The organism is Bradyrhizobium sp. SZCCT0148, from assembly GCF_018129985.1.
Lineage (GTDB): Bacteria > Pseudomonadota > Alphaproteobacteria > Rhizobiales > Xanthobacteraceae > Bradyrhizobium > Bradyrhizobium japonicum_H.
Genome location: NZ_JAFCKT010000012.1, coordinates 81,973 through 99,196 on the forward strand (window position 1 = coordinate 81,973; position 17,224 = coordinate 99,196).

A 17,224-nucleotide genomic window follows, 5' to 3' on the forward strand; every position below is an offset into this window, starting at 1 on the left:
TCAGACCATCGCGCAGGGAAGGCCTGGTATCGGCTGCCCTGCATCTCCCCTGTGCACGGCGTGTGCATCTGTTCAGCACGGGGGTCTTTATGGGTGCCAGCCGGCGCCCGGCCTTCCCTGCACCCTGTCTTTCGAGAGGGTGTGACGAGGAGCACAGCTCGGGCAAATCATTGCCGCGAGACCGCAACCGCGTGCCTCGGCGACCTGCGACAATCGCGCACGGTTCGGCAGTCCGGTTCCAGCTTGGCGCGGGGAGAGGTGCAACAAAATCTCAACCGAACCCGCTTAGGCCTGTCACTTGCTCATTCCAAAGTCTCTTGCGACGGGTCTCCTGCATGACATCGGCTTGGCGTCTCTCTCTCCTGCTTCTCGTCCAGCTCCTCGCGGGGATTTCCGCCCAAGCTCAGGAAGGCCAGGTCGTCAAATTGTCGGCCAGCATCGAATATCAGCGCATCGCGCGCTGGGATGCCGACCAGCTCAACAAGATCCTCCAGGTCGACACGCCCGCCTTCGCCGGGATCACCACAACTTACAGCCCGGCGCGCAACGCCGTCCGGCTCTATCGCGTGACCTTTTCCTCCGTCGTGCCCGAGCGCGGCAACAAGCCTACGATCGCCTCCGGACTGCTCGCGATCCCCGAGGACAGCGGCACCTCGTTCCCGATGGTGTCGTATCAGCACGGCACCGTCTACGGCAGGCAGGAGGTCCCCTCGTTTCCGCTGCAATCACCGGAAACGCAATTGATGATCGCCCAGTTCGCCGGCCAAGGGTACGCCGTGATCGGCGCCGACTATTTCGGGCTGGGCACGTCGTCGGAGCCGGAAGGCTACATGGTCAAGGCGAGCCACCAGCAGGCGACCTCCGACATGCTGATGGCGAGCCGCGCCGTGCTCGATCATCTCAAGCTCACCACGACGAAACTGTTTCTCGCCGGCTGGTCGCAAGGCGGGTTCGTGACCATGGCCATGCTCGAGAAACTCGAGCAATCGGGCGTCAAGGTCGACGCCGTCGCCACCGCAAGCGCGCCGGTCGACGCATTCGTGGCGCTCAACGGCTTTCTCAATTTCCCGCGCAAGAACGATGCGAGTTGGGTGAATTCGCTGTTCATCCTGACGGCGTTCTCCTTCGAGAACTATTACGGTGTGCCGGGGCTCGCGCGCTCGCTGATCGCGGATGCCTATTACGACGTGTCGCGCAAGGCCTATATGCGCGAACCCTTCAATCCGGCCGACGTCCCCACCGACCTGCACAAGCTGATCCGCGCCGACTATTTCGATCCGCAGTTTTTCGCGGCATCGGCCTACGGGCGCCTGGTCGCGCAAACCCAGGCGTATCGCTGGATCGTCAAGAGCCCGGTCCGCAACTATTACGGCGAGAGCGACGAGGCCATCAGCGTCGGGCTGGGCCAGCTCGCCATGACCTATCAGCGCGCGATCGGCAGCGGCAATCCCGCGGTCGAAGCCGTCTCCACCGGCCCAACGACCCATCGCGGCACATTCGCAACCGCTGTGCCGAAATGGAAGGCATGGTTCGACGGACTGTAGCCGTCATGCCCGGGCTTGTCCCGGGCATCCACGTTCTTTCCCCCCAACGGCGCCTCCGTGGATGGCCGGGACCAGCCCGGCCATGATGCCGCGGAGCCATCGCGCGTCCTTCAAAAGGCGTGGGTCGTTGTGCATGCCGCCTTGGCATCGCTGGAGGTGGTCGTTGCCGCCAAAATCTGCCTTGATGGAGGTGTGGCCGGTCCCTCAGACGGACCGGCTTTCTGCCTTCCTGGAGTGACGATATGAGCGGTTTGGTAATCAGCGGTGGCCGGGTGGTGGATCCCGCGAGCGGGATGGACGCCGTCGGCGACGTGGCGGTCGTGGATGGGAAGATCGCTGCCGTCGGCACGGGCCTCGGCGGCGCCGAGCGGGTGATCGACGCCACCGGCCTCGTGGTCGCGCCCGGCTTCATCGACCTGCACGCCCATGGCCAGTCCATTCCGGCCGACCGCATGCAGGCGTTCGACGGCGTCACGACCACGCTCGATCTCGAGGCTGGCGTGCTGCCGGTCGGGTCCTGGTACGAGCGCCAGGCGAGGAAGGGCCGGGTGCTGAACTACGGCGCCGCCACCAACTGGGCGTTTGCGCGCATCGGCGCGATGACGGGCTCTAACGCCGAGAGCTCGCTGGAGGCGTTCGGCAACGCCATGCGCGATCGCCGCTGGATGGACAATGTGGCCACCGACGCGGAAGTCGCGGGCGTTCTCGAACGTCTCGGGCGTGGCCTCGACGAGGGCGGCATCGGCATCGGCATCCTCAATGCCTACGCCCCGGGCGCCGGCGTGCAGGAGCTGACCGCGGTCTGCCAGCTGGCCGCCGCCAAGGACGTGCCGACCTTCACCCATGTCGCCTTCATGTCGCGGATCGACCCCGAAAGCGCCGTGGAAGCCTATATCCGCCTGATCGGCTATGCCGGCGCCACCGGCGCGCACATGCACATCTGCCATTTCAACTCGTCGAGCAAGACCGATGTCGAGCGTTGCCGCGTGCTGATCGCGAAAGCGCAGGCGCAGGGCCTGCCCATCACGGTCGAGGCCTATCCTTACGGCACCGGCTCGACCGTGCTGGCCGCCGCCTTCTTCAGCGACCCCGAATTCGTCGAGCGCAACGGCACCGGCTACGATTCGGTGCAGCGCGTGACCGACGGCTATCGCTTCCACGACCGCGAGGAGCTCCTGAAGGCGCAAGCCGAAGAGCCGTCCTCGCTGGTGCTCTGGCACATCCTCGACATCGAGAACAATTCGCATCACCGCGACCTGCTCGACATGTCGGTGCTGTATCCCGGCGGCGCGATCGCCTCCGATGCGATGCCCTGGACGACGTCGGACGGCAAGACCTACACCGGCGATGCCTGGCCGCTGCCCGACGATGCCACCTCGCATCCGCGCTCGGCCGGTTGCTTCACCCGCTTCATCCGCGAATGGGTGCGCGAGCGCAAGACCGTGTCGCTGCTCGAAGGCGTGCGCAAATGCGCCCTGATCCCGGCGGAAATCCTGTCGCAGAGCACGCCGGCGATGCGTGCCAAGGGCCGGCTCGCGAAGGATGCCGACGCCGACATCGTCGTGTTCGACTACGAAAAACTCTCCGACCGCGCCACCTTCACGGCGATGAACCGTCCGTCCGAAGGCGTGCGGCATCTCGTGGTCAGTGGTCAGCAATTGATCGCCGATGGCATTCTCGATGTCGCGGCGCGGCCGGGCAAGCCGGTGCGCCGCCCCGTCGTCGGGGGCTGACCCCATGCCGGTCCCCATTCTCCTGGTGACGGGCTTTCTGGGGGCGGGCAAGACCACGGTGGTGAACCATCTGCTGGCGCATGCGCAGGGACGGCGGATTGCCGCCGTGGTCAACGATTTCGGCGCCATCAACATCGATGCGGAGCTGATCGCGGGCGCCAGCGACGGTGTGGTCAGTCTCGCCAACGGCTGCATCTGCTGCACGCTCGAAGGCGATCTGCTGCGCACGCTCTCGACGCTGTTGCGGCGGGATCCGAAGCCCGAACACATCGTCATCGAGACCAGCGGCGTCGCCGATCCCGCCGACATCGTCCGCAACCTGATGGACCCCGTGATCCTGCGCGAGGCGCCGCTGGAGACGGTGCTGTGCGTGATCGATGCCGCAACACCACCGGCGGCGCTCGAGGATGCCCTCCAGCGTTCGCAGTTGCGCGTTGCCGATATCGTGGCCTTGACCAAGCTGGATCTGGCGGATGAAGGCGCCGGTGCGAGGATGCGCGCGGCCATTCGTGCGCAACGCGTCCCCGCCGTGGTGGTCGATGCGAACCACGGCGAAATCCCGTCCGCGCTGCTATTCCCCGCGAATGTCGATCGCGTGACCGCGCCGCGCGATCCCGGCCCGAAGCGACCGACCGAGCAGCGCTTCGAGACGCTGAGCTGGACCTCGGACCAGCCGCTCTCGCTGCCGCGCCTGCAGCAGGCCATCGGCAGACTGGCGCCGAAACTCGCCCGGGCCAAAGGCCTGTTCGAAACCGTCGAGCAGCCGGGACGCCAGATGGTGTTTCAATTCGCCGCCGGTCGCGCCACGCTGGCCCCGGGCGATGCGCCGGCGGCAGGCGTGCCGCGCGCGCGGATCGTGTTCATCGCCGAGCTCGGCGTGCTCTCGAAAGCCGAGCTCGACGCCATCATGGCGGCGTGCGTCGCGGGCGAGTGATCCGATCTGCGCCGCCCGGAACCCGCCAAAGCCTCAGCACAACGCAAGCGCGGTGACCGCCCGCGCCGCGGCAGCTTCCTGGCCGGAGCCGACGAAGGCACAGACGATGGATTCGAGCTCGCCCGGCTGCTTGCGACGCGCGACCGCCAGCAATCGCATCAGTTCAGTCTCGTCCTTCGACAGGCGACGACAGGACGGCGGCATGAAGCAAAGTTCGCATGGCCGGCCGCTGCGCAGGATTCTGACCAGCGCGGCCACGCGCGCGACCAGCAGCGGACTGTCGGCAATGCCAGGCGCCTCGTCGGCAAAGCGGTAGGCGGCCTCCCAGCAATCCGAGGTGCCTGTGGCGTAGGCCGCTCCGATGAAGCGGAACAGCGACAGCGCGACGCGGCAGAAATCATCGTAATTGTCGACGCAGGGGCGCGCTCCAAGCGCGGCCTGGAGCGGGCAGAGCCGCGATTGGCCGGCATCCGGCACAGAACCGCAGATATCGGGGGGCATGAACGGTCTCGTCAGTGCAATGTCGGACTTCCGACCGGCCAGCTCTTCATCGCCATGGTCCGGTCATGGTCGAACGATCGCACTTGGCGGTCGGGCAGGATGAGGCCTGCCATGCGGAAGATCGTGGCGAGCCCCCGCACCGGCGCCAGCGCCCAATCGGCACCGACAGGCGGCAGCCAGCTCTCGAACCGTTCGCGCACGATGTCGATGCGATCCTGTTGTGCCGCGGCGATGGCATGCAGAATCCCTTGCTCGCTATCCGACATGCGCGGACAGGTCGGGCAGTGCACTTCGATCGCGGTGTGGGCCGTGCAGGCGAAGATCTCGATGATGGATTCCAGCGAAAGCACGGCATCGCCGACGCGGAAATGGTCGTACACCTCCTGGATGTCGGCTGCGGTCGGAACGGCGCCTCCGCTGCGTGCCTTGGCGCGAAATCCCCAGATGAAGAGTCGCTCCGCGGCGCTGAGCGCTGGAAGCTCGAGAGACCCTGATGATGTCGATGGATGCATGAAGCCTCCGGACCTTCGCTGCTCGCGCCACCGTCGGCGCCGATCGTCAGCGTCGATCGTTCTGCCGGAGCTCTCTCCAAGTCAACGCTCGCAGGGGCGATATCGAGGGCTTCTAGATTTGAAGAGGTTGAGATTCGAATGCGCCGGCTCCGCTTCGGCGGCCGCTGGACTGTTCACTTGACAACGAGGTCAGTGCTTTCGTCGCGGGCGTGCAAGCGGCCTAACGCACGGCGTTGCGGAAATGGGCAGCTATGTCGGCCCGTGTCGCCACCCAGACGCGGCGGTCGAGCCGCGCCAGTTCCGCGATAATGGCCTTTACGGCGCGGAAACGCGCGGGCCGGCCGCAAATGCGCAGGTGGAAGCCGATCGACAGCATCGCGGAGCGGCCGCGTTCGGCTTCCTCGACCAGCGTCGCAAGCCCGGCACCGACATAGTCGGAAAAATGCTCCGGCTGCACGAAACCATTCGGATGGAAGAACTTCATGTCGTTGGTGTCGAAGCCGTAAGGCAGGATCAGCATCGACCCTCGCGGCGAACGGCTCCAATAGGGCAGGTCGTCGTCGAGTGCGTTGGAGTCATAGGCGAAACCGAGATCGATCAGGAGATCGCGGGTCCAGGAACTTTGGCTGCCGCGCGACATGAAGCCGGCCGGCGTGACGCCGGTGAAATGGGCAATGACGTCGCGCGTCCGCTCGATATCGCGACGCTCAGTCTCGGGGTCGCCGTAGCGCGCGTGCGGCAACCAGCGCCAGCCGTGCACCGCCGGCTCGTGTCCCGCTTCGATCACGGCGCGCGCAAGCTCGGGCACACGCTCGACGGCGCGGCCGCACATCATGAAGGTCGAGCGGACATTCGCGTCGGCAAAGGCGTCGAGGAAACGCCACAGGCCGGCCCGCATGCCGTAGTCGAAGACCTGTTCCTGCACGAGATCTCGGATCCCCGGTGGCGACGTCGAAGCGACCTCGCCAAAACGCTCCGTCTCGATATCGCCCTGCTCGACCGCAAGCTCGGCGCCCTCTTCGAAATTCACCACGAGCGACACCGCGACCCGGGCGCCGTTGGGCCAGATGATATCCGGGCGTGCCCGTCCATATCCGCGGAGATCGCGTTCGATGGGCATGATCATCGGTTCCCGATTTGGCGGCTGATGCCGCCGAAGATTTCGGCGCAGACCAGGCCGGCCAGCGTCACCAGCACGATCACGCCCGAGACGGCGGCGACCCGGACGTCGAGGCTGCCTTCGAGGATCGCCCAGAGCTTGATCGGCAGCACCTCGGTGCGGGCATCGGCCAGGAACAGCGAGACGGGCACGTTGTCGAATGAGGTCAGGAACGCGACGAAACAGCTTGCGACGATGCCGCGGCGGATCAGCGGCAGCGTGATACGGCGGAACGTGTACCAGCGGCTGGCGCCGAGGCTGAGTGAGCAGGTGATCAGCACCGGATTGAGCTGCTGCACGGAGGCCCCAACCATCCGGATCACGAAGGGCACACAAATGACGGTGTGGCCGAGCACGAGCGTCGCCGCGGACAGGCGGATGCCGAGCAGGTTGAAGACCAGCAGCAGCGACAGGCCGAAGGCCATCGCGGGCAGTACCATCGGCGACATGAACAGCGCGTCCAAAATGCGGGCGATCTTCAACCTGCTCCGTGCGAGCCCGAGCGCGGCCGCGCCGCCCAGCACCGCGGAGAGGATTGTCGCCGCCGCGGCAATTTTCAGGCTCGTCAAGGCGGGCTCCATGATCTCCTGCGATCGCAGCAACTCGAGATACCAGCGCAGCGACCAGCTCGGCGGCGGGAATTTCAGCGTGATGCCGCCGGTGAAGGATATGACGAGCACGATCAGCGTCGGCGCCAGCAGCAGGAGCATGCCGAAGCCGGTGATCGTACCGACCACGGCGGAATAGACCCGGTCGACAAGACTACGCTGCATCGACGCCTCGCACGAAGCGGCGGGAGAGCGCACCGACGGCAAAGACGATGCCGGTCACGGCCAGCGTGAAGATCAGCGATAGCGCTGCCGCGAACGGCCAGTCCTGCACGCCGACGGCCTGCTGGTAGATATAGGACGGCATCAGGATGATGCGCCCGCCGCCGACCAGCGTCTGGGTGATGAAGGCGGTTGCAGCCGCGGCAAAGACGAGCAGCCAGCCGGCGATGGCGCCCGGCAGCGTCAGAGGCAGGACGATGGTGATGAAGATGCGGGCGCGGCTTGCCCCCAATCCCTCGGCAGCCCGCGTCAGATTGCCGTCGAGCCGCAGCAGGCTGTTGATGACAGGCAGCGCCATCAGGGGAAGCTGGATCTGCGTCAGCGCCAGCACCATGCCCTCCCATGTGTAGAGCAGTCGCGCCGGCGCCTGCCAGAACCCCAGCGACAGCATCGCCGAGTTGACGATGCCGTCGCGGCCGAGGATGACGATCCAGGCAAAGGTGCGCACCACCGTGCTTGTCAGCAACGGCAGCATGATCAGGAAGGTGATCAGGGTGCGCATGAACTGACCGCTCGCGACATAGACGAGCGCGAGCGGATAGGCGAGGACCAGCGTCGCCAGAGCGACCTCCGCTCCCAACCAAAGCGTGTCCGACAGCACCTTGAGGCTGAACGGATCGGACAGGAATCGCACATATTGGACCAGGGAGAGGTCGGAAAATTGCGGGTCCCGAAACAGGCTGACCAGCACGAGTGCGGTCAGCGGCAGCACAAAGGCTGCGAAGAACAGCGCTGCCAGCGGGAGGGCCGGCAGCAACTGTCTGGACGCGGTCGTGTCGGCCGGCGACATCTAGATCTTCACTTCCTTGCTGAAGCGGGTGATCCATTCGCCGCGCATCGCCTGGAACTTGGTCCAGTCGAGCAGCACGTTGTTGGCGACGAGGTCGTCGACGCTCTTGGCCACCGTGAGGTTCGCGCCGGTCAGCGCCACCTTGCCGTTGGTCGGCATCATCACCCAGGGCGCGGCCTCGAGCCCCTTTTGCGCGGCGACCGACATCACGGTGTCGAGATAGTCGAGCACCAGCTTCGGGTCCTGGTTGTTCTTGACGATCTGCGCGCTGGTGCGGATCACGACGGCACCCGACTTCGGCTTGGCGAAGGCGATGTCGACGCCCTTGGCGGCGAGCAGCGCCACGTTGTTCCAGAAGTTGAAGGCGATATCGATCTCGCCCTGCTGAAACAGCGCCGCCAGCGCGCCGGGCGAGGCCGCGATCGCGCCGACGTTCGGCAGCAGCTTCTTTATGGCGTCGAAGGCCGGCTCGATATTGGTCTCCGAGCCGCCGTTGAGTTTGGCGATCTCGACCATGAAGGCGGTGCCGAGGCTCGAGCCGAGCCCGGTGATGCCGACGCGGCCCTTGTACTCGGGCTTCCAAAGGTCTTCCCACGAGGTCGGCGGCGTCGTGATCTTCTTCGGATTGTAGGCGATGCCGATCAACTGACAGGTGATGACGGGGGCGTAACCGTCGGGATGGCGGAACGCGCTCGGAATGTCGGCAAGGGATTTCGACTGTTCCGCCGGGAATTTCTCAAGCACGCCGCTCGCGATCGCCGGGATCAGCGGGCCCTCGTCGAACAGCACCACGTCGAACGGCGGCGCATTGCGCGAGGCCTGGATCTTGCCGATCTGGTCGACACCGAGCAGGGGCGTAAAGGTGACGCTGCTGTCGCTGGTCTTCTTGAAGGCCGGTCCGACCACGGCGCGGAAGGCCTCGTCGAAGCTGCCGGGATAGGTTGTTGCCACGATCGAGGTCGCGGCGCGCGACGACGTCGGCCATCCCAGGCTTGCCGCCGCGAGCGCGGCCGAACCTGAGGTGAGCAGCGATCTCCGGGATAGGCTCATGTCAAACACTCCTTTGCTGATGGTCCTGGACGCCGTCGGCCGGCGTGCTGAAAATGCTGATGCGCGAGGTGTCGGTGATCGCGAGCCAGGCCGTCTCTCCGGCCCGCGCCTTCGTGGTTGTCGCGGCACGCGCCTGACTGATCTTCACGGCCTCGCCGCTCGTCGTCAGGACCTCGGTGACGCTGACCGCGCCGAGGGGGACGGTGGCGCGGATCGTGACGGGAATGGCGCCGGGTCGGTCGGCGGCGCCGAATGCGATGTTCTCGGGCCGCACCGAGATGGTCACCGCCGTGCCGCGCCGGCGTTGCGCGGAGCGCCCCAGGTTGATTTCGGGACCAGCGTCCAGCAGCACGCGATCGGTCTCGGTCACGGCGCCGCGCAGCAAATTGGTGTGACCGATGAAGCTCGATATGAACAGGCTGGCCGGCCGGTCGTAGAGCGCATCCGGACTGTCGATCTGCTCGATGCGTCCCTTGTTGAGCACGACGATGCGGTCGGCCATCGAAAGCGCCTCCTCCTGGTCATGCGTCACGATGATGGAGGTGACGCCGAAGGTCTTCAGCAGGCTCTTGATCTCGATCTGCATGTCGAGACGAAGATTCTTGTCGAGCGCCGAGAACGGCTCGTCGAGCAGGACGAGGCCCGGATCGATCGCAAGCGCGCGCGCCAGCGCTACGCGCTGCTGCTGTCCGCCCGAGAGTTCGCCCGGCAGCCGGCGCGCAAACTGCGCCATCTGGGCAAGCCCGAGCATCTGCTCGACTTTCGCGGCAACTTCGGCATTCGGCCGTTTGCGCGCCCGCAATCCATAGGCGACGTTCTCGAACACACTAAGATGCGGAAACAGCGCGTAGTTTTGGAACACCATGCCTATGCGGCGGCGATTGGCGGGAATGTGCTCGACGCGCGCGCCGTCGAAGCGAACTTCGCCCTTGGAGGGGCGCAGGAAGCCGGCGATGATCTGGAGCATCGTGGTCTTGCCGCAGCCTGACGGCCCGAGCAGCGCGATCAGTTCTCCGGCCGCGACGGCAAGTTCGATCTCGTCGAGCGCGACAGTCGTGCCGAAAGCGTGGCCGATACCCTTCAGATCCAGCGAATGTCCGCGCACGTCACTCAACGTCAACTCCATCCCTCGCATTGTTCTGCGGAAGGAAGGTTAGCAATCGCCGTGCCAGTGCGGGCTGCATGCTAAGATGCTGGGACGCTTAGCAAAATTTATGGCGCCATAGATTGGCGCCAATTTAATGTCTGTTTTGTAAACGATAGGGCGGCTGTTTTGTCCAAAAAATGGGCTGCGGCAACAGCCGGGAATCCTGTAAAAGCGAGACATGAAGCGAAGCCGTCCTCTCAAGCGCAAGACCAAGCCTGTCGAGCCGAAGCGCGTTGAGCCGGATGCCGTCGATCCGCGCAGCGTCGATGATGATCCGGTGGTCCAGGGCATTCTGACCGCGATCAGCCAGAAGCGGCTGAAGCCGGGCGCCAAGCTCGGCGAGGACAAGCTCGCTTCCGCCTTCGGCACGACGCGGATACACATCCGGCAGGCGCTCGCCCATCTCGGCTCGCGCAAGGTGGTGATGCAGATCCCCAACCGCGGCGCCTTCGTGTACCGGCCGAGCTGGGAGGAGGCGCAGGACATCTTCGCCGCGCGCCGCATCATCGAGGTCGCGGCGGTCGCCGCGGCGGTCGACCGGCTGGACAAGTCCGGCAAGGCCGCGCTGAAGGCGCACATGGAGCTGGAGGCGCGACACGATCGCAACGACCGCTGGGCCTCGCTGTCGCTTACGGCGGAGTTCCATATCCTAGTCGCCAAGCTTGCGGGCAACCGCGTTCTGTTGGACATGTCGCGCGAGCTGATGCTGCGAACGTCGCTGGCGATCGCGACGTTCGAGCAGCCGGGCGAGCCGGATTGCTCGCCCGACGCGCACCCGGACATCGGGGCGTTGATCCTCGCCCGGGACAAGGCGGGCGCGATCCATGCGATGCGTCATCACATCGAGGAGATGGAACAGCGGATCCGGCCGAAGCAGGACGCCGACGAGGTCGACGAGCTCACCGCGATCTTCAAGGAGATTGGTGCGCGCTCGCGAGCCGGCGCCTGACATGTCGGGTCGTCGCATCCTCCTGGTCAATCCGAACAGCCTCGAGGCGACCACAGCGATGATGGTCGCCATTGCGAGGTCCGCAGTTACCGGCAGCTTCGACATCGTCGGCGCCACGGCAACACGCGCTCCCCCCATGATCGTTTCGGCGGATGCGCTGGACGCGGCTGCGCGCGAGGTCGAGGAGATCGCGCTGGCCGCGAGATGCGCCTGCGATGGCATCATCGTTTCTGCGTTCGGCGATCCCGGCCTCGCCGGGATCAAGGCCCGCACGGATCTGCCTGCTGTCGGTATCGGCGAGTCCGCGATGCTTGAAGCGGCTGAAGGCGGCCGCCGCTTCGGCGTGGCGACCACGACGCCGCGGCTCGGCGCGAACATCGACGCCTTGCCGCAGGCGTTGGGATTGGAACATCGCTATACGGGCACGCGCTTCGCCGATGGCGATCCGCACGAACTGATGCGTGATCCGGAACGGCTGCGCGCTGCCCTTGCCGGCGCAGCCGAAGCCTGCATCGTGCAGGACGGAGCCGAGGCCGTGATCATCGGAGGTGGGCCGCTTGGCGAGGCTGCGCGACACCTTCAGCCGATGTTCACGGTGCCGATCATTGCACCGATCCCGTCTGCCGTGGCGCGGATTATTGGTCTCATCACCGCGCGTGTGGCCGGCTGATATTCCGGCCTGCGGGAGCGGCGGTCGCAACCGGCTCCCCAGCCTTGACGACAGCGGTTAAAGTGATGAAGCAGGATCATCGAATTGGCCAACCCGCATGCTTGCGGGCACGGAGACCGCTGGATGTCGTTCAAGAAACTGCTGATCGCCAACCGCGGCGAGATCGCCATCCGCATCGCACGCGCGGCGGCCGATGCCGGCATCGCCACCGTTGCGATCCATCCCGCCGATGATGCGCTGTCGCTGCACGTGCGGGTGGCCGACGAAGCCGTCGAAATCCCCGGCCGCGGCGCCCGGGCCTATCTCGATATCGAGGCGGTGGCGAAGGCCGCGACGAGCGTCGGCTGCGATGCCGTGCATCCCGGCTACGGCTTCCTCAGCGAGAACGCAGCGTTCGCAAAAGCCTGCGCCGACGCAGGCCTCACCTTCGTCGGGCCCAAGGTGACGGCGCTCGAACTGTTCGGCGACAAGGTCGCGGCCCGGCAATTGGCAAAGCGCTGCGGCGTGCCGATCATCGCCGGCACCAGCGGGCCGTCCTCGCTGGAGGAGATCGCGGCGTTCTTCACCTCGCTCGGCAGCAATGCGGCGATCGTGATCAAGGCCATGGCCGGCGGCGGCGGTCGCGGCATGCGCGTGGTGGAGAACGCGGCCGATCTCGCGGAGGCCTATGCGCGTTGCCGGTCGGAGGCCAAGGCGGCGTTCGGCTTCGATGGCGTCTATGCCGAGCGGTTGATCCGGCAGGCGCGTCATATCGAGGTGCAGATCATCGGCGACCGCCATGGCGCGATCTCCCATCTCTGGGAGCGCGAATGCACCATCCAGCGCCGGCACCAGAAGCTGATCGAGGTGGCGCCGAGCCCGTCGCTGAGCGATTCCCTGCGTGGCCGCATCATCGAGGCGGCGAAGCAGCTCGCGACGGCGGCGGCTTACGACAATCTCGGCACCTTCGAGTTCCTGGTCGACGGCACGGCCGAGGACAGTTTTGCCTTCATCGAGGCCAACCCGCGGCTCCAGGTCGAGCACACCGTGACCGAAGAAGTGCTCGGGCTCGACCTCGTCCGCGCCCAACTCGCGGTCGCATCAGGCGCGACGCTGGCCTCGCTCGGCCTGGCGCAAGGATCGATCCCGAAGCCCCGCGGCTACGCCATGCAGCTCCGCGTCAACATGGAGACGCTGGACGAGACGGGCGCGACGTATCCGACCGGCGGCGTGCTCGCATTGTTCGAGCCGCCGTCGGGGCCCGGCGTGCGCGTCGATAGTTTTGGCTACGCTGGCTACAAGACCAGCGCGGCCTACGACTCTCTCCTTGCAAAGGTCATCGTGCATACGGCGGGCGAAGCCTGGCACGACGTCGTTGCAAAGGCCTCGCGTGCCCTGCGCGAATTCCGGATCGACGGGGTTGTCACCAACATCGCCTTCCTCCAGGCGGTGCTGGCGCATCCCGATTTCAGGACCAACCGGATCGCGACCGATTTCATCGATCGCAATATCGCAAGGCTCGTCGAGGCCGCCGATGGTGCGGCAAAGCCGCTCTATTTCGCCCCGTCCGAGCGGGGTGGTGCGCACGGCGCCGATACGCACGTCGCGCAAGCGGTGCCTGAAGGCACTGTGATGGTCGCGGCACCGCTGCAAGGAACCATCGTCACCATTCAGGTGAAGGAGGGCGAGATCGTGCGCCCGGGTCAGCAGCTCGCCGTGATCGAGTCCATGAAGATGGAGCATCTCGTGATGGCCGAGCAGGGCGGCCGCGTCATGAAACTCGCTGCCGGCGACGGCGCCACGCTGATGCATGGCGAGGCGATCCTTTATCTCGAGCCTCTCGACGTCGCGGCCGACAGCACGGCCGCGGAAGCCGATATCGACCTCGATTACATCCGCCCTGATCTCGCCGAACTGATCGCGCGTCAGGCCAACACGCTGGATGCGAACCGTCCGACCTCGGTCGAGCGCCGCCGCAACACCAACCAGCGCACCGCGCGCGAGAATGTCGCACAGCTCGTCGATGACGGCTCGTTCATGGAGTATGGCAGCCTCGCGATCGCGGCGCAGCGCCGCCGCCGCAAGCTCGACGATCTCATCAAGAACACGCCGGCCGACGGCCTCGTGATGGGCGTTGCCACCGTCAACGCCGACAAGTTCGGATCCGAGAGCGCGCGTTGCATCGTCGTGGCCTATGACTACACCGTGCTCGCGGGCACGCAGGGCCACATGAACCACAAGAAGATCGACCGCATGCTGACCTTGGCTGAAGACTGGCGCGTGCCGCTGGTGTTTTATGCCGAGGGCGGCGGCGGCCGGCCCGGCGACACCGACCGGCTCGGCATGACCGGTCTCGACGGCCCCTCCTTCGTGCAGTTCGCAAGGCTCTCCGGCCTCGTGCCAGTCATCGGCGTCGTCTCCGGCTATTGCTTCGCCGGCAACGCCGCGATGCTCGGCTGCTGCGACGTCATCATCGCGACCAAGAACGCCTCGATTGGCATGGGCGGCCCCGCGATGATCGAAGGCGGCGGCCTTGGCGTCTATCATCCGGCCGAGGTCGGCCCGGTCTCGTTCCAGTCGCCGAACGGCGTCATCGACATCCTTGTCGAGGACGAGGAGGAGGCAACGAGAGCCGCGCAGAAATACCTGTCCTATTTCCAGGGCGCGGTGACGGAATGGCAGGCCGCCGATCAGCGCCTGCTGCGCCGGGCCATCCCCGAGAACCGGCTGCGCGTCTACGATATCCGCAGCGTGATCGATCTCGTCGCCGACAAGGACAGCGTGCTGGAGCTGCGCCGCGACTACGGCGTCGGCATGATCACCGCGCTGATCCGGATCGAGGGCAAGCCGTTCGGCCTGATCGCCAACAATCCGCGTCACCTCGGCGGCGCCATCGATGCCGATGCCGGCGACAAGGCCGCGCGCTTCCTTCAGCTTTGCGATGCCTTCGATCTGCCGATCGTCTCGCTGTGCGACACGCCCGGCTTCATGGTCGGCCCCGAAGCCGAGAAGACCGCGATCGTGCGCCACGTCTCGCGCATGTTCGTCACTGGCGCGAGCCTCACCGTGCCGTTGTTCGGCATCGTGCTGCGCAAGGGCTACGGTCTTGGCGCGCAATCGATGATCGGCGGCGGCTTCCACGCCTCGTTCTTCACGGCGGCCTGGCCGACCGGCGAGTTCGGCGGCATGGGGCTGGAGGGCTATGTCCGTCTCGGCTTCCGCAAGGAGATGGAGGCGATCGCCGATCCCGAGGAGCGGGAGACATATTACCGCAACAAGGTCGCCGAGCTCTATGCCAACGGCAAGGCGGTCTCGATCGCCTCGGTGTTCGAGATCGACAACGTCATCGACCCCGCCGAGACGCGGCGCTGGATCATGGCGGGCTTGCGGTCGGTGCCGAAGCCGCCGACGCGGACGGGGAAGAAGCGGCCGTGCATCGATACGTGGTGAGCGCAGTGCAGCAATTGCTGCGACCCGGTTCCCGATTGACATCGCCGCCCGTGGTGCCAGACTTTGCACAAAATACAGGGTGGAGACGTCCGCGATGGCCAGCCTTTCGGCCTCGAACCATGTCGCCCGTGTCTTGTCCGTCGCCAATCATGTGGCCGAGGTCGATGCCTCGTCGCGAATCGCCAACTCCTGGCGGCGATGCCTGATCAGCCACAAGCTCGATCCCGCCCGGCAGGGGCCACCGCAGACGCTGACCGAAGCCGAGATCCGCCACGTCGCCGAGCCGATGGAGGAGATGATCCGGCTGGTTACGCCCGAACTCGATGACCTCGCCCGCGTGCTGCGTGACGCCGGCTATTGCGTCAATCTCGCTGACGCCAACGCGACCATGCTGTTCAGCCGATTGCCGGGCGAGGCGGATGCGCGCCTGTTCATGGACTGGAAGATCTACACCGGCTCGAATTTTGCCGAGGCCTGCGAGGGCACCAACGGTCTGGGGACCTGCCTCGCCGAGCGGAAGCCGATCCTGGTGCACCGCGACGAGCATTTTCGCGCGCAGTGGCACATGTTCTCCTGCGCGGTCGCGCCGCTGTTCGACCATGCGGGCCACCTCGCCGGAGCCATCAACATCACCTCTTGCCGGGAGGATCTCGAGCGCGCTGCGCATCAGCTCGCGCTCGCGGTGACGATGGAGGCGACCCGGCGCATGGAAGGCGCGATCTTCCGCGATCATTTCCGCAACGCCTGGATCGCGACCGTGCCGGGCGACGGCGGCAGCGGTCTGCTCGCCTATGACGACGACCGCCGCATCGTCGGCGCCTGCCGCTCTGCGCGCGCATTGCTGGGCCTCACCGACGGTCTGATCGCATCCGGGATCGACCTGTCGCGCTACGTCAAGTTCGATCATCATGCAGGCCGCGGCGCTGACGAGCCCGTCGAGCTGCGCCGCGCCGACGGCAGCGCGCTGGGTCAGGGTCATGTTGCGCCGCCGCTGCGCGCAAGATCCTCGACGCGCCCGCTTGCACCGCGCCGCGATGCGCCTGTCGACCGTTTCGACGCGCTGCATAGGCTCGCAGGCCGCGATCCCGGGCTGATCAGAAGCGTCAAGCGGCTCCGCAGCATAGGCGATCACAATCTGCCCGTGCTGCTGTATGGCGAAACCGGCGTCGGCAAGGATTTGTTCGCACGCGCCATTCACGCCGCGAGCGGCCGGGCGCGCGGCAATTATGTCGCGCTGAACTGTGCGGCGATGCCGGAGAGCCTGATCGACGCCGAACTGTTCGGCTACGAGGCCGGCGCTTTCACCGGTGCGCGGCGCGACGGCTCGAAGGGGCTGATCGTGCAGGCCGACGGCGGCACGCTGTTCCTCGACGAGATCGGCGACATGCCGATCGCGCTGCAGACGCGGCTGTTGCGGGTGCTGGAGAACCGCGAGGTCTGGCCGCTCGGCGCGCTCAAGCCCGTCGCCGTCGATATCCGCCTGGTCAGCGCCACCCACCGCGATCTCGGCCGCATGGCCGAAGAAGGCGCATTCCGCGCCGATCTCTATTTCCGTCTGCGCGGCCTGGAGGTGCGGCTGCCAGCCCTGCGCGAACGCGCCGACCGGGACGACGTCATCCGCCAGATCGCGCGCGAGGAGGCGCCGAATTGCCGCGTCTCGGACGAAGCGTGGTCGCAGCTCTCGGCCTATTCCTATCCCGGCAACATGCGCCAGCTCCGCCACGTGCTGCGGCTCGCCGGCTGCACCGCGGAGGATGGGGTGATCACCGATGCCGATCTCGATCTGCCGCCGTTTGGCGAGAGAGCAGAGCCTGATCTCGCAGCGGCCGAGCGCGCGACGATCGTCGAGGCTTTGCGCAAGCACGGCGGCCGCGTCACGGAGGCCGCTCGCGCGCTGAAGCTTGGCCGCGCGACGCTCTATCGGAAGATCAAGCAGCTGAGGATCGAGACGGCGCAGTAGCGATCTCTGTCCCCAC

The 17,224-nt window shown here is 66.2% G+C and carries 14 protein-coding genes; 7 read left to right on the forward strand and 7 right to left on the reverse strand.

The window, feature by feature from the left end:
* The first annotated feature begins 335 nt into the window (after positions 1-335).
* From JQ580_RS27125 to JQ580_RS27135, 3 genes are all read left to right on the forward strand, one after another.
* Positions 336-1,544, forward strand: a complete 1,209-nt coding sequence (locus tag JQ580_RS27125) for an alpha/beta hydrolase family protein (protein ID WP_212283376.1) — start codon at positions 336-338, stop codon at positions 1,542-1,544.
* 242 nt (positions 1,545-1,786) lie between these two features.
* Positions 1,787-3,277, forward strand: coding sequence for an amidohydrolase family protein (locus JQ580_RS27130; protein WP_212283378.1), 1,491 nt, complete (start codon positions 1,787-1,789; stop codon positions 3,275-3,277).
* Positions 3,278-3,281: 4 nt separating this feature from the next.
* Positions 3,282-4,211, forward strand: a complete 930-nt coding sequence (locus JQ580_RS27135; protein WP_212283379.1) for a CobW family GTP-binding protein — start codon at positions 3,282-3,284, stop codon at positions 4,209-4,211.
* Between the two features lie 33 nt (positions 4,212-4,244).
* On the opposite strand, the gene JQ580_RS27140 is transcribed toward JQ580_RS27135, so the two are convergent.
* The 7 genes from JQ580_RS27140 to JQ580_RS27170 all read right to left on the reverse strand — a co-directional run bounded on the left by JQ580_RS27140 (position 4,245) and on the right by JQ580_RS27170 (position 10,179).
* On the reverse strand, positions 4,245-4,712 hold the full coding sequence (locus JQ580_RS27140) for a hypothetical protein (RefSeq protein ID WP_212283381.1): 468 nt from the start codon (positions 4,710-4,712) through the stop codon (positions 4,245-4,247).
* Positions 4,713-4,723: 11 nt separating this feature from the next.
* Positions 4,724-5,224 carry a hypothetical protein gene (locus JQ580_RS27145; protein ID WP_212283383.1) on the reverse strand — a complete coding sequence of 167 codons (501 nt, stop codon included), beginning with the start codon at positions 5,222-5,224 and terminating at the stop codon, positions 4,724-4,726.
* 220 nt (positions 5,225-5,444) lie between these two features.
* Positions 5,445-6,344 (reverse strand): polysaccharide deacetylase family protein, encoded by a 900-nt coding sequence (locus JQ580_RS27150; RefSeq protein WP_212283384.1) that lies wholly within the window; start codon positions 6,342-6,344, stop codon positions 5,445-5,447.
* A 2-nt stretch (positions 6,345-6,346) separates the two neighbouring features.
* The gene (locus tag JQ580_RS27155) at positions 6,347-7,156 is read right to left on the reverse strand and encodes an ABC transporter permease (protein WP_212283385.1); all 810 of its coding nucleotides are present in this window, start codon (positions 7,154-7,156) and stop codon (positions 6,347-6,349) included.
* Positions 7,146-8,003 carry an ABC transporter permease gene (locus tag JQ580_RS27160; protein ID WP_212283387.1) on the reverse strand — a complete coding sequence of 286 codons (858 nt, stop codon included), beginning with the start codon at positions 8,001-8,003 and terminating at the stop codon, positions 7,146-7,148. The genes JQ580_RS27155 and JQ580_RS27160 overlap by 11 nt, the downstream gene beginning before the upstream one ends.
* The gene (locus JQ580_RS27165) at positions 8,004-9,053 is read right to left on the reverse strand and encodes an ABC transporter substrate-binding protein (protein WP_212283389.1); all 1,050 of its coding nucleotides are present in this window, start codon (positions 9,051-9,053) and stop codon (positions 8,004-8,006) included.
* Between the two features lies 1 nt (position 9,054).
* Complete coding sequence (locus JQ580_RS27170; protein WP_212283391.1) at positions 9,055-10,179, reverse strand: ABC transporter ATP-binding protein; 1,125 nt, start codon at positions 10,177-10,179, stop codon at positions 9,055-9,057.
* A 199-nt stretch (positions 10,180-10,378) separates the two neighbouring features.
* Here JQ580_RS27170 and JQ580_RS27175 point away from each other — a divergent pair, with 199 nt between their 5' ends.
* The 4 genes from JQ580_RS27175 (at position 10,379) to JQ580_RS27190 (ending at position 17,208) form a co-directional block, all read left to right on the forward strand.
* Complete coding sequence (locus JQ580_RS27175) at positions 10,379-11,149, forward strand: GntR family transcriptional regulator (RefSeq protein ID WP_212283393.1); 771 nt, start codon at positions 10,379-10,381, stop codon at positions 11,147-11,149.
* Position 11,150: 1 nt separating this feature from the next.
* Complete coding sequence (locus JQ580_RS27180) at positions 11,151-11,819, forward strand: aspartate/glutamate racemase family protein (RefSeq protein WP_212283395.1); 669 nt, start codon at positions 11,151-11,153, stop codon at positions 11,817-11,819.
* A gap of 123 nt (positions 11,820-11,942) precedes the next feature.
* Entirely contained in the window at positions 11,943-15,248 is a 3,306-nt protein-coding gene (locus JQ580_RS27185) for an acetyl-CoA carboxylase family protein (RefSeq protein WP_212283397.1), read from the forward strand.
* 94 nt (positions 15,249-15,342) lie between these two features.
* On the forward strand, positions 15,343-17,208 hold the full coding sequence (locus JQ580_RS27190) for a sigma-54-dependent Fis family transcriptional regulator (protein WP_212283399.1): 1,866 nt from the start codon (positions 15,343-15,345) through the stop codon (positions 17,206-17,208).
* The last annotated feature ends 16 nt before the right edge of the window (positions 17,209-17,224 follow it).

Excerpts from the sequence above, each read along its gene's own strand:
- JQ580_RS27125 (WP_212283376.1), top strand. The coding sequence starts at position 336 with ATGACATCGGCTTGGCGTCTCTCTCTCCTGCTTCTCGTCCAGCTCCTC.
- JQ580_RS27130 (WP_212283378.1), top strand. The coding sequence starts at position 1,787 with ATGAGCGGTTTGGTAATCAGCGGTGGCCGGGTGGTGGATCCCGCGAGC.
- JQ580_RS27135 (WP_212283379.1), top strand. The coding sequence starts at position 3,282 with ATGCCGGTCCCCATTCTCCTGGTGACGGGCTTTCTGGGGGCGGGCAAG.
- JQ580_RS27140 (WP_212283381.1), bottom strand. The coding sequence starts at position 4,712 with ATGCCCCCCGATATCTGCGGTTCTGTGCCGGATGCCGGCCAATCGCGG.
- JQ580_RS27145 (WP_212283383.1), bottom strand. The coding sequence starts at position 5,224 with ATGCATCCATCGACATCATCAGGGTCTCTCGAGCTTCCAGCGCTCAGC.
- JQ580_RS27150 (WP_212283384.1), bottom strand. The coding sequence starts at position 6,344 with ATGCCCATCGAACGCGATCTCCGCGGATATGGACGGGCACGCCCGGAT.
- JQ580_RS27155 (WP_212283385.1), bottom strand. The coding sequence starts at position 7,156 with ATGCAGCGTAGTCTTGTCGACCGGGTCTATTCCGCCGTGGTCGGTACG.
- JQ580_RS27160 (WP_212283387.1), bottom strand. The coding sequence starts at position 8,003 with ATGTCGCCGGCCGACACGACCGCGTCCAGACAGTTGCTGCCGGCCCTC.
- JQ580_RS27165 (WP_212283389.1), bottom strand. The coding sequence starts at position 9,053 with ATGAGCCTATCCCGGAGATCGCTGCTCACCTCAGGTTCGGCCGCGCTC.
- JQ580_RS27170 (WP_212283391.1), bottom strand. The coding sequence starts at position 10,179 with ATGGAGTTGACGTTGAGTGACGTGCGCGGACATTCGCTGGATCTGAAG.
- JQ580_RS27175 (WP_212283393.1), top strand. The coding sequence starts at position 10,379 with ATGAAGCGAAGCCGTCCTCTCAAGCGCAAGACCAAGCCTGTCGAGCCG.
- JQ580_RS27180 (WP_212283395.1), top strand. The coding sequence starts at position 11,151 with ATGTCGGGTCGTCGCATCCTCCTGGTCAATCCGAACAGCCTCGAGGCG.
- JQ580_RS27185 (WP_212283397.1), top strand. The coding sequence starts at position 11,943 with ATGTCGTTCAAGAAACTGCTGATCGCCAACCGCGGCGAGATCGCCATC.
- JQ580_RS27190 (WP_212283399.1), top strand. The coding sequence starts at position 15,343 with ATGGCCAGCCTTTCGGCCTCGAACCATGTCGCCCGTGTCTTGTCCGTC.